General features: G+C 66.5%; 7 protein-coding genes. All 7 read left to right on the top strand.

Annotated features, from left to right (window positions below; genetic code table 11):
- Positions 1-845 (top strand): adenosylhomocysteinase (locus DKB74_RS05420; protein WP_109807007.1); only part of this gene is annotated, 845 nt, incomplete at its 5' end.
- Between the two features lie 143 nt (positions 846-988).
- Positions 989-3,331: a PAS domain-containing sensor histidine kinase gene (locus DKB74_RS05415; protein ID WP_109807006.1), complete on the top strand. Its 2,343-nt coding sequence runs from the start codon at positions 989-991 to the stop codon at positions 3,329-3,331.
- Complete coding sequence (gene tsaE / locus DKB74_RS05410; protein WP_109807005.1) at positions 3,328-3,771, top strand: tRNA (adenosine(37)-N6)-threonylcarbamoyltransferase complex ATPase subunit type 1 TsaE; 444 nt, start codon at positions 3,328-3,330, stop codon at positions 3,769-3,771. The genes DKB74_RS05415 and tsaE overlap by 4 nt, the downstream gene beginning before the upstream one ends.
- Positions 3,768-4,739: an aminoglycoside phosphotransferase family protein gene (locus DKB74_RS05405; RefSeq protein ID WP_193504385.1), complete on the top strand. Its 972-nt coding sequence runs from the start codon at positions 3,768-3,770 to the stop codon at positions 4,737-4,739. Before tsaE ends, DKB74_RS05405 begins: the two co-directional genes overlap by 4 nt.
- Entirely contained in the window at positions 4,736-5,497 is a 762-nt protein-coding gene (locus tag DKB74_RS05400) for a nucleotidyltransferase family protein (RefSeq protein WP_109807004.1), read from the top strand. The genes DKB74_RS05405 and DKB74_RS05400 overlap by 4 nt, the downstream gene beginning before the upstream one ends.
- A gap of 52 nt (positions 5,498-5,549) precedes the next feature.
- Positions 5,550-8,501, top strand: a complete 2,952-nt coding sequence (addB, locus tag DKB74_RS05395) for a double-strand break repair protein AddB (RefSeq protein WP_109807003.1) — start codon at positions 5,550-5,552, stop codon at positions 8,499-8,501.
- Complete coding sequence (gene addA, locus DKB74_RS05390; protein WP_239987380.1) at positions 8,501-11,926, top strand: double-strand break repair helicase AddA; 3,426 nt, start codon at positions 8,501-8,503, stop codon at positions 11,924-11,926. The genes addB and addA overlap by 1 nt, the downstream gene beginning before the upstream one ends.
- The last annotated feature ends 40 nt before the right edge of the window (positions 11,927-11,966 follow it).

Here is an 11,966-nt window from a genome sequence, read left to right as displayed (position 1 = left end):
TCAAGGGCGTCAGCGAAGAGACGACGACGGGCGTGCACCGCCTCTATCACCTGTCGAAGGCAGGCAAGCTCCCGTTCCCGGCGATCAACGTCAATGACAGCGTGACCAAGTCGAAGTTCGACAATCTCTATGGCTGCAAGGAATCGCTGGTCGACGCGATCCGTCGTGCGACCGACGTGATGCTGGCGGGCAAGGTCGCGGTCGTCGCGGGCTTCGGCGATGTCGGCAAGGGTTCGGCCGACAGCCTTCGCAACGGCGGCGCGCGCGTGCTCGTCACCGAAATCGATCCGATCTGCGCGCTGCAGGCGGCGATGGAAGGCTATGAAGTCGTGACGATGGAAGATGCGGTCAAGCGCGCCGACATCTTCGTCACTGCGACCGGCAATGCCGATGTGATCACCGCCGATCACATGAAGGCGATGAAGAACATGGCGATCGTGTGCAACATCGGCCATTTCGACAGCGAGATCCAGATTTCGGGGCTGTCCAACTATAAATGGACCGAGATCAAGCCGCAGGTCGACGAAGTCGAATTCCCCGAAGGCAACAAGATCATCGTGCTGGCCAAGGGCCGCCTGGTCAATCTGGGCTGCGCCACCGGCCATCCCAGCTTCGTGATGAGCTCGAGCTTCACCAACCAGACGCTGGCGCAGATCGAATTGTGGACCAAGTCGGACGAATACAAGAACGACGTCTATGTCCTGCCCAAGCATCTCGACGAAAAGGTCGCCGCGCTCCACCTCGACAAGCTCGGCGTCAAACTCACCACACTCAGCCCCAAACAGGCCGCCTATATCGGCGTTCCCGTCGAAGGCCCCTTCAAACCCGATCATTATCGATATTGATCTGGGGCGATAGCCGAAGCGAACGGGGCGCGGTGCCAAGGGGTGCCGCGCCCCGATTTCGTTGGCGTGCTGCCTTTACCGGCTTCCCGCGCACGCCTCGCTTGTCCTAAGGACAGGGGCAGCATGCGCCGGAGCAGCACGAATTGATCGAAGTTTCCCAGACGGCAATGGCAATCGCGGGTGCGGTGATCGCGTTGCTGGTCGTGATCGCGACCGGCACGTTGTTCGCCGGTTTGCGCGCGCGTGCCGATGCGCGGGCGACGCATGATCTGAACAACCGGCTGGAAATGCTGGTCGCCGGATCGCCTGCTCAGGCGATGGTGGTGCGTGCGGACGGGCGTGTCGAAACCTCGCGGCGGCTCACGGACTGGCTGGGCCTCGACAATATGCCGCGCGACCTTTCCGAACTCGTCGCGCGCGACGGCGGACTGCCGGAAGATCAGGCGAAATCGCTTTCCGATCACGTCACCGCCGCGCAAAAGGGTGCCAAGCCGTTCCACATGACGGTGCGTGCAAAGGATTCCGAACGCGCGCTTATTGTCGTCGGCGTGCGCGCGCCCGAAGCGATGCATGCGCCGGGCGGCGTGATCCTGTGGTTCCTCGACGCTACCGAAAGCCAGAATGAGATTGCCCGGTTGCAACGTGATGCCAATCGGTTGCGCACCGCATTCGATGCGCTGCAGGCGCTGATCGAAGCTGCGCCGATTCCGATGTGGTATCGCGGCGCCGATCTGAGGCTGTTGATGGTCAACACTGCCTATGTCCGCGCGGTCGAGGGCAAGGATTCCGAAGATGTCGTGACGCGCGGGCTCGAGCTGGTCGAGGGCGCAGGGCTGGGCGGGCCGCTCGCCAACGCCGCCATCGCGCGGGACACGCAGGAGCCTCAGGTCGCCGCCATGCCGGCCACTATCGACGGCGCGCGCCGGATGCTGCGGCTGCACGACATTCCGCTGCCGACCGGGGGCGTCGCGGGCTTCGCGATCGATGTCGAGGATCTGGAACAGGCGCGTGGCGGCATAAAACGCGCGAACGAGGCGCAGCGCGCCATGCTGGATCGACTCTCCTCGGGCGTGGCGCAATTCGCGCCCGATCGTGGGCTGGTCTTCACCAATCAGCCGTTCCGCCGCATGTTTGCGATGAAGCATGAATGGCTCGCCGACCGGCCCGAGTTCGACCGCGTTCTCGAGAGGATGCGTGAGGCGAACCGGCTGCCCGATGTGCGCGATTTCCCGGCATGGAAGGATGAGCGCCGCGAATGGTTCATGTCGCCCGAGCCGGTGGAAGAGATCTGGACGGTGCTTGGCGGCACGCATCTGCGCGTCGTCGCCCAGCCGCTGCCTGAAGGCGGATTGCTGCTGATCTTCGAGGATCAGACCCAGCAATTCCAGCTTCAGCGCGAACATGGCGAGATGCAGCAGGTACGTACTGCGATGATCGACAGCCTTGCCGAGGCAGTCGCGGTGTTCGCTAAGGGGCGGTTGCAGTTGTGGAACCGCAAGTTCCGCGCGGTATGGGGGTTCGAGGAAGAATTTCTCGACGGGCATCCGCAGATTCCGACGCTGACGCGCGACATCGCGCCGCGGCTTGCCCGCCCGGAAAGCGCCAAGCTGATCGGCGATCTGGTCCGCTTCGCCGCCAGCGACCGGCAACAGCGCGGCGGGTCGATCGTGCTGAAGGACGGGCGTCATTTCGAAATCGCGGCGGTTCCGCTGCCTGACGGCAATGCGTTGTTCACGATGCTCGACACCAGCGACCGGCATCGTATCGAACGTGCGCTGCGCGACCGAAACGAGGCGCTGGAGGCGGCTGACCGCGTGAAGACCGCGTTCGTTGCGAATATGAGCTATGAACTGCGTACGCCGCTGACCTCGATCAAGGGCTTCGCCGAAATGCTCCATGGCGGCTACACCGGCAAATTGAGCGAGAGCGGCACCGAATATGTCGAATCGATCCTGATGTCGGTCGAACGGTTGGGCGGGCTGATCGACGACGTGCTCGACCTTACCCAGAATGAAGACGCGCCGATCGAGCGCAAATCGGTCGATCTGGAACTTGTCGCCAATGCCGCTGCCGAAGCGATCGGACCGCTCGCCCGGGAAAAGCGTATCGATCTGGCGGTCGAGGTTCAGGGTTCGGCCGGATCGGTTACCGGCGAGCAACGGCGGTTGCGGCAGGTGGTCGAACATCTGCTGCGCCATGCGATCAGCGGTACGCCCGAAAAGGGGCGCGTGCTGCTGCACCTCGACGGCGACGACAATCGGGCGCGGATCGTCGTGTCGGACGATGGCCCCGGCATGTCGGACGAAGCACAGGCGCGGGCGTTCGATCGCTTCGCCCATGCCAGCACCTCGCGCAGCGGCGAACGCGCGCTCGGCCTGGGGCTGCCGCTCGCCCGCCAGTTTGTCGAGGCGCATCGCGGCACGATCAGCCTGGTGTCCGAAGAAGGCGAGGGGACGATGGTGATCGTCGAACTGCCGCGCAAATGATTCTGACCGACCTTGATGCGTCGCTCACGCTCGGCGCCAAACTTGCCGCCGTCGCGCAACCGGGCGACGTCATCACGCTGTCGGGACCGCTCGGGGCGGGCAAGACGAGCATCGCGCGCGGCCTGCTCGCCGCGCTCGGGCTGGCGGGCGAAGCGCCGTCGCCCAGTTTCGCGATCGTCCAGCCCTATGACCCGCCCGAAGTGCGCTTTCCGATACTCCATGTCGATCTGTATCGGATCGAAGACCCTGATGAGGCGGAAGAACTCGGCCTCGACGATGCGCGATATGATTCGCTGCTGGTCGTCGAATGGCCTGAGCGGTTCGACGCATCGGCATGGGCGGATGCGCTGCAACTATCGCTAACGCCGTTGCCCGATGGCACGCGGTCCTTGACAGCGCAGGTGCCGGAGGCATGGAGGGCGCGATGGCAATCGATATGAATCCGCCCGCCGCCGCGCCCGCCTTTCTGTCCGATATCGGATGGGCGCAGGCGCAGATCCTGCCTCTGGCGGGGGACGCGTCCTTTCGTCGCTATTTTCGCATCCTCGACCATGACCGCAGCGCGATCTTGATGGATGCGCCGCCCCCGCATGAGGATCCGCGACCGTTCATCGACATAGCGCGCTGGCTGACCGGAAAGGGCTTTGCCGCGCCGGAGATTCTGGGCGAGAATCTCGACCATGGGCTGGTGCTGCTGCAGGATTTCGGCGACGCGCGCATGCGCGAAACCGTCGATGCCGCACCGGAAAGCGAGTTGCGGCTGTACGAAGCGGCGGTCGACCTGCTCGTCCGGCTGCATGCGCATGAAGCCGCGCCGGTGCGCCCCTATAGCGACGCCGAATATCATCGCGAAGCCGCCTTGCTGACCGAATGGTATTGCCCGGCAGTGGGGATCGAGGCCGATGTCGCCGGTTATCGCGCGGCATGGGAACAGGTTCTCGCCCCGGTTCGCGACGCGACGCCGGTCACGGTGCTGCGCGATTATCACGCCGAGAATATCATGCTGATCGAAGGCAGCGAGACGCTGGGCCTGCTCGATTTCCAGGACGCGCTGGCGGGCCACCCTGCCTATGATCTGGTTTCGCTGCTTCAGGACGCGCGGCGCGACGTGCCCGCCGATCTGGAAACGGCGATGCTCGATCGCTATCGCCGGATTACCGGCGCGGACGACGCATTCGACATCGCCTATCATGTGCTCGGCGCGCAGCGGAATGCCAAGATCGTCGGGATCTTTACCCGGCTTTGGCAGCGCGACGGCAAACAGCGTTACCCGACGCTGTGTCCGCGTGTCTGGCGCTATCTCAACCGCGATCTGGCGCACCCGGCGCTCAAGCCGGTCGCCGCATGGTTCGAAGCGAATATCCCCGCCCGATTGCGCGGCGACCCCATGGAGCTTTCCGGCAAATGACCACTGCCCATACGCTTTCGCTGCGTCCCGATCCGGGCGGCGTGGTGCCCGAAACCGCAATGGTGATGGCGGCCGGGCTGGGCAAGCGCATGCGCCCGCTCACCGCGACGCGACCCAAGCCGCTGGTCGAAGTCGCGGGCAAGCCGTTGATCGACCATGTGTTCGATCGGCTGCGGTCGGCCGGCGTCAAGCGCGCGGTGGTGAACGTCCATTATCTGGCCGACGCACTCGAGGCGCATCTGCGCAATCGGGTGCACGACATGGAACTGGTGATTTCCGACGAGCGCAAGCAGTTGATGGAAACCGGCGGCGGGCTGGTCCAGGCGCGTGAGGCGTTGGGCGACAAGCCGTTTCTTTGCGTCAACAGCGATAATTTGTGGATCGACGGGCCGACCGATGCGATCCGCATCCTTGCGCGGCAATGGGACGATGATCGGATGGACGCGCTGCTGTTGCTCGTGCCGCTTGCGCGGGCGGCCAGCCATCGCGGTCAGGGCGATTTCCATATCGACGCGCATGGCAGGATAACCGGTCGGCGCAAGGCAGGGCGGCTCGCGCCCTTCGTTTTTACCGGCGTGCAGATATTGTCGCCGCGCCTGATCGCCGATTGGCCGGAAGGGCCCTTCTCCACCAATGTCTTCTGGGAGCGGGCGATCGAGGCTGGTCGGGCATGGGGTCTGGTCCATCAGGGGCTGTGGTTCGATGTCGGCACGCCGCGCGCGATCAAGGAAACCGAAAGCGCGCTGACCGAGATGTAGTCGAAGCGGGCGGGGCGCTTGCCTTGCCCCCAGCCGGGCGCCACAACGCGCTATGGCCGAAGCGCGTAAGCCGCACCTCTATACGATTCCGCCGCACCGGGCCTTTTCCGACGCGCTTGCCGCCGGTCTGATCCGGCGTTTCGGGCGCGATCCGATGCAGCTTGCGCGCGGGTTGGTGCTGTTGCCCAACAACCGCGCGAAACGCGCGATTTCCGACGCATTCGTGCGCGCAAGCGGAGCGGGGTTGTTGCTGCCCCGACTGGTGGCGATCGGCGATCCCGAACTGGATGAGGCCGTGGGCACGATCTTCGATCCCGCCGACGATGCCGAACCGGTGCCGCCCGCCGTGGCACCGTTGCAGCGCCGGATGATCCTCGCCCGGCTGATCGTCGAATCAGGCGGCGTATCGGACGCCGGGGAGGCGATCCGGCTGGCCGGCGATCTCGCGCGCACGCTCGATCAGCTGCTGGTCGAGGAAGTCGCACCGCGCGCGTTGCGGGAAATCGATGTCGGCGCAGAGCTGTCCGAACATTGGCAGCGATCGCTGGCGCTGTTCGAACTGGTGCTGACGCGCTGGCCGGAGGAGCTCGCCCGGTTTGGCCGCATCGACCTGGCGGATCGGCGAGCGCGGCTGATCGGGAGAGTGGCGCGACGCTGGCGCGAGGTTCCGCCGCCGGGATTCATCTGCGCGGCGGGGATCACGACATCGGCGCCGGCTATTGCGCGGCTGTTGCGCGTCGTCAGCGAATTGCCGCGCGGGATGGTCGTCCTGCCCGGGCTCGCCACTGGCATTTCCGACGGCGAGTGGGACATGCTGGGGCCGCACGCCCCCGATCCGATGACCGGACGCCGCAAGCGTGCGATCGAAACCCATCCCCAATATCATCTGAAGCTGTTGCTCGACCGTATGGGCGTGCAGCGCGGCGAATTTGCGCGCTGGGTCGCCGCGAGCGAGCATGACGCGCCCGCGCAGCGCAGCCGTGCCATCGCGTCGGCGATGGCGCCACCCGAACGGACGCATGGCTGGAATGCGTTGCCCGATGCCGAGCGTCGATTGCCCAGAGTGACTGCGATCGAAGTCGCAACCCCCGCCGACGAGGCTCAGGCGATCGCGCTCAAGCTGCGCGAGGCGCTGGAGACGCCGGAGCGCACTGCCGCGCTGGTGACGCCCGATCGTGCGCTGGCGGGGCGCGTCGCGGCGCATCTGGCGCGGTGGAAGATCGATGTCGACGACACCGCCGGTCGTCCGCTGTCGATGCTGCCGCCGGGCACATTATTGCTGGAACTGGCGGAAGCCGCCGCGCAGGATTTCGCGCCGCTGCCGTTGCTGGCGCTGCTCAAACATCCGCTGGTTCAGCCTGAGGCGCGGCTTCAATGGCTGGAGGGGGCGCGCAGTCTCGATCTCGCGCTGCGGGGGCCCCGGCCTGCATCCGGCCTTGCCGGGATCGACCGGCACCTTGCCGAGCAGGAGGGGCGCGACGGGCATCTGCGCGAAGTTGCCGAACGCTGGTGGCGCGACGTGCGTCCGGTGTTCGAACCGATGGCAACGGCATGGAGCGGTGGCGAACAACCGCTTGCCGTGCTGCTCGATGCGCTGCGCGAAACCGCGACTGCGCTGGGCGGCGATTCGCTGTGGAGCCGGGTCGATGGCCGCGCCGCCGCCGATCTCCTCGACGATCTGGAGGCGCGCGCCGGCGATGGTCCCGCGCTGGTCGATCCGGCGAGCATCCCGGCGATGCTGCGTACATTGATGGACGAAGTCGCGGTGCGGCCGCCACAGGGTGGCCATCCGCGCCTTGCCATTCTCGGCTTGCTCGAAGCGCGGTTGCAAACCGCCGACATGATGATCCTGGGCGGGTTGAACGAGGGTGTCTGGCCAGGCCTCCCGGCGCCCGACCCCTGGCTGGCGCCGCGGATTCGCAGCGAACTCGGCCTGCCGGGACTGGAGCGGCGGATCGGCCTTTCGGCGCATGATTTTGCCGGCGCGCTGGGCGCCCGCGAAGTACTGCTGACCCGCGCGCGCCGCGATGCCAGCGCGCCGACCATTGCTTCGCGCTTCTGGTTGCGGCTGCAGGCGCTTTCGGGCGGGCTGGCCCGCGACCGCGAGCTGGAGGCCTGGCTGGCGGCAATGGACGAGCCGGGCGATTATCGGCCCGTCGGTCGTCCGGAGCCCGGCCCCCCGGCCAAGGACCGGCCCAAGGTGATTTCGGTCACCGAAGTCGACCGGCTGAAGGCCGATCCCTATGCCTTTTACGCGCGGCGGATGCTGCGCCTGTTGCCGCTCGATCCGGTCGATGCCGATCCCAGTGCGGCCTGGCGCGGCACGGCGGCGCATGACGTCCTCGAAAAATGGTTCCGGCACGATGGCTGCGATCCGGCCCGATTGCAGGTGCGGGCGCGCGCGATGTTCGCCGATGCGCGCACGCACCCGATGATGCGCGCGCTGTGGCAGCCGCGCCTGATGGAGGCGATCGACTGGATCGCCGCCGAACTGACCCGAAAGATCGCCGAGGGGCGCAGGCTGATTGATGTCGAGCAGGAAGGCAGCATCGACATCGCGGGTGTGACGCTGAAGGGCAAATATGACCGGATCGACCGCATGCCCGACGGGACGCTGGGGATCATCGATTACAAGACCGGCAAGCCGCCCTCGGCCGCCGCTGTGCAGGCGGGATTCAGCCTTCAACTCGGGCTGCTCGGCCTGATTGCTGAGCGCGGCGGTTTTGCGGGCATTGCGGGCGTCGCGACTGCGTTCGAATATTGGTCGCTGGCAAAGGCGAAGGATCAGTTCGGCTATATCGCCACGCCGGTGGATCCGGAGGGCAAGAAGAACCGCATCCCCACCGCCGATTTCGTCGCCATCGCGGCGGATAATTTCAGCGATGTCGCGGGCGACTGGCTGACCGGCGACCGCCCGTTCACGGCCAAGCTGCACCCCGAATATGCGCCCTATGCCGAATATGACCAGCTGATGCGGCGCGACGAATGGGTGGGCCGCGACTGATGCGCAAGGAACCGCTCCCCGCGCTGCGCGGCAATCAGGCCCCGGCGAGCGATCCTGCTCGCAACATCTGGCTGTCTGCGTCGGCGGGCACCGGCAAGACGCAGGTGCTGGCCGCGCGCGTGTTCCGCCTGTTGCTGCGCGGTGTCGATCCCGGCGCGATATTGTGCCTGACCTTTACCAAGGCAGGTGCGGCGGAAATGGCCGAGCGTATTTCCGGTCGGCTCGCCCATTGGGTGCGCGCGGACGATAGCGCGCTGCGGATGGATCTGGCCGCGCTGGGCGAAACCGCTACCCCCGAATTGATGGCGCGTGCACGCACCCTGTTCGCGCGTGTGCTCGATGCGCCGGGCGGTGGTTTGCGCATTCAGACGATCCACAGCTTTTGCCAGACATTGCTCGCGGCCTTTCCGCTCGAAGCAGAGCTTGCGCCCGGTTTTCGCCCGCTCGAAGCGCGCGAGGAAGCGGCGCTTCAGCGCGAGGCGCTTGCCGAAATGCTGGTCGCCGCCGAGCGGGAAGGGCGCGACCGGCTGATCGACGCCGTCGGTGCGCTAAGCCTGCGCATGGGCGAAGGGAAGGCGGAGGATTTCCTGCGCGAATGCGCGCGCGCGCCCGATGCGATGGAGGCGCTGCCCACCGGTATTCAACCCTTTCTGCGCCGTGCGCTCGACCTGCCGACGGGGGATATCGAGTCGGCGATTGTCGACGCGTGCAGCGACGATGCGTTCGATTGTGCGGGGCTGAACCGGGTCATCGCCGCCAATCGGCAATGGGGAACCGCGACGGCCGAAAACCATGTCGGCATCGTTGCCGCATGGCTTGCCGCCGCGCCACAGGAGCGGGCGGCGGCGCTTACCGATCTCGTCACTGTGTTCCACACCGGCAAAGGCGAGCCGCGCGCCTATTCCAAAAAGCTGGTTGAGGCCGATCCCGGCTATGCGGAGCTGGCGATGGCGCTGGGGGAACGCTGTGCCGGCCTGATCGCGCTGCGCACGCGTGCCGCCTATGCCGATCTGCTCGCCTCCGGCCTTGAAGCCGGGCGCGAATATGCCGCCGCCTATGCGCGGATCAAGCGGCGGCGCGGCGCGGTCGATTTCGACGATCTGATCCGCGCCACGGTGCAGTTGCTCGGTACGCCGGGCATGGGCGAATGGGTTCGCTTCAAGCTCGATCAGGCGACCGAGCACCTGCTGATCGACGAGGCACAGGATACCAATGCGCGGCAATGGGCGATCGTGGCCGCGATTGCCGACGAATTCTTCACCGGACGCGGCACGCGCGAAAGCGGCGTGCGCACGCTGTTCACCGTCGGCGACTATAAACAGGCGATCTATGGCTTTCAGGGGACTGCGCCCGAATTCTTCTATGCCGCGCAGGAACGCTTCCGGCGGCTCGCCGAAAATGCGCCCGAATATGACGTCGATGCGCCCGAGCTCGAAACGCTCTCGCTGACGCACAGTTTTCGTTCGACGCGCCCGGTGCTCGAATTCGTCGATGCCGCGATCGCGGCCCTGCCCGAGCCGGGGATGGGCAGTCTGAGCGAACCCGAACCGCACGCCAGCGAAGTGAAGGGGCCGGGCACGGTGACGCTCTGGCCGTGCACCGTGGCCGGCGGAAGCGAGGAAGACGAAGAGGAATGGGTCGATGACGCGACCCGAAAGCTCGCCGGCGATATCGCGCGGCAGATCCGCCAGTGGCTCGACGCCGGAGCGATGCTGGAAAGCAAGGGGCGTCCGCTGCGCCCGGAGGATATCATGATCCTCGTCAAGCGGCGCGGCGAGCTTGCTTCGTTGATCGTCGCGCGGCTCTATGCGCAGGGCGTGCCGGTCGCCGGGATCGACCGGTTGCGGCTCAACGCGCCGTTGGCGGTGCAGGATCTGCTCGCGGCGATCCGTTTCGTGCTTCAGCCCGAAGACGATCTGTCGCTCGCCTCGTTGCTGGTTTCGCCGCTGATCGGGTGGAGCCAGGACGAACTGATGGCTGCGGCAGTGCGGGAGCGGGGGCGGCTGTGGCGGCATCTGCGCGCAACGCAGCCCGAGGCGCGGCTCGCGCCTCTGCACGCGATGCTCGCCCGTGCCGATCTGACGACGCCCTATCGCTTCCTTGAGGAAATCCTCTCGGGCGATCTCAAGGGCCGCGAAAAACTGTTGCTGCGGCTTGGCGAAGAGGCGCGCGATCCGATCGACGAACTGCTCAACGCGGCGCTCGATTTCGAGCAGGTGGCGACACCCTCGCTTCAGCGTTTCCTCGACTGGTTCGATCGCGGGGATGTCGATATCGCGCGCGACCTGACCGCGCCGGGCGATGCCGTGCGCGTGATGACAGCGCATGGATCGAAAGGGCTTCAGGCGCCGCTGGTGATCCTTGCCGACGCGACCGTCGATCCGACTCGAAACCGGCGCGATTTCCTTGGCTGGGAAGTCGATACCGGGGCCGATCGGGTGAAGCTGCCGGTGTTTCGGCCGCGTGCCGCCGAACGGGGCGGGCCGCTCGACAGCGTCATCGAAACGAGCGATGCGCGCGAGCTGGAGGAACATTGGCGGCTGTTTTACGTCGCCGCCACGCGGGCGGAGGAGCAGCTGGTCATTGCCGGAGCGCTGGGCCCGCAGGCAAAGGGCGTGCCCCCGGAAAAAAGCTGGTATGCGGTGGCCGCGCGCGCGTTCGACCGGCTCGAAGTCGAAGCGTGCGACGGAGAACGCATATTCCGCGGCATTACGCCCCCGGCAGCCGTCCCGACCCTGCGCCGCGAAGCTGCAGCGGAGCCGGCGTCTGCGGCGCTGCCGGAATGGGCGGGTCGCCCGGCGCCGGTGGAAGCGCGTCCACCGCGTCCGCTGGCACCGTCTTCGTTGGGGGACGACAGCGTATCCGATCCGCCGCCATCGCCGGCGATGCGTGTTGCGGCGGAGCGGGGACGATTGCTTCATGCGCTGTTCGAACGGCTTCCCGGCATTGCCGCGGCCGACCGCGCGGGTGCGGCCGATCGCTGGCTGGCCGGAGCCGGGGGCGTCAGCGATGCCGATGCGCGCGCCGAACTGGTCGCGGCGGCATTGAACGTCATCGAAAATCCGGCTTTCGCGGCGTTGTTCGCCGCAGACGCGCTTGCCGAAGCGCCGATCGCCGCGGTCGTCGACGGCGTTGTGGTGTCGGGCACGGTCGATCGACTGGTCGTTGCGCCGGACCGGGTTCGCGTCGTCGATTTCAAGACCGGACGCCGCGCACCGGCGACGCTGGACTCAGTTCCGCCCTATCACCTGCGACAAATGGCGGCCTATGTCGCTGCATTGCAGGTGATCTTTCCCGGGCGACGAATCGAGGCGGCGTTGCTCTACAGCGCCGGGCCGACGCTTTACCCGCTGCCCGACGATCTGCTGGCGCGTCACAAGCCGGGCTTTGCCGCCGGGCAGCAAAGCTTGCCGCTGGACGCTTGAGCAGGCGCGCCGGGCGCCCTACCTAAGGTTCAAATTCAGG

This window comes from Stakelama portus (assembly GCF_003171655.1).
Classification (GTDB): Bacteria; Pseudomonadota; Alphaproteobacteria; order Sphingomonadales; family Sphingomonadaceae; genus Sphingomonas; species Sphingomonas portus.
The sequence above is the reverse complement of the archived record's forward strand: the minus strand, read 5'-3'. Positions and strand labels throughout refer to the sequence as shown.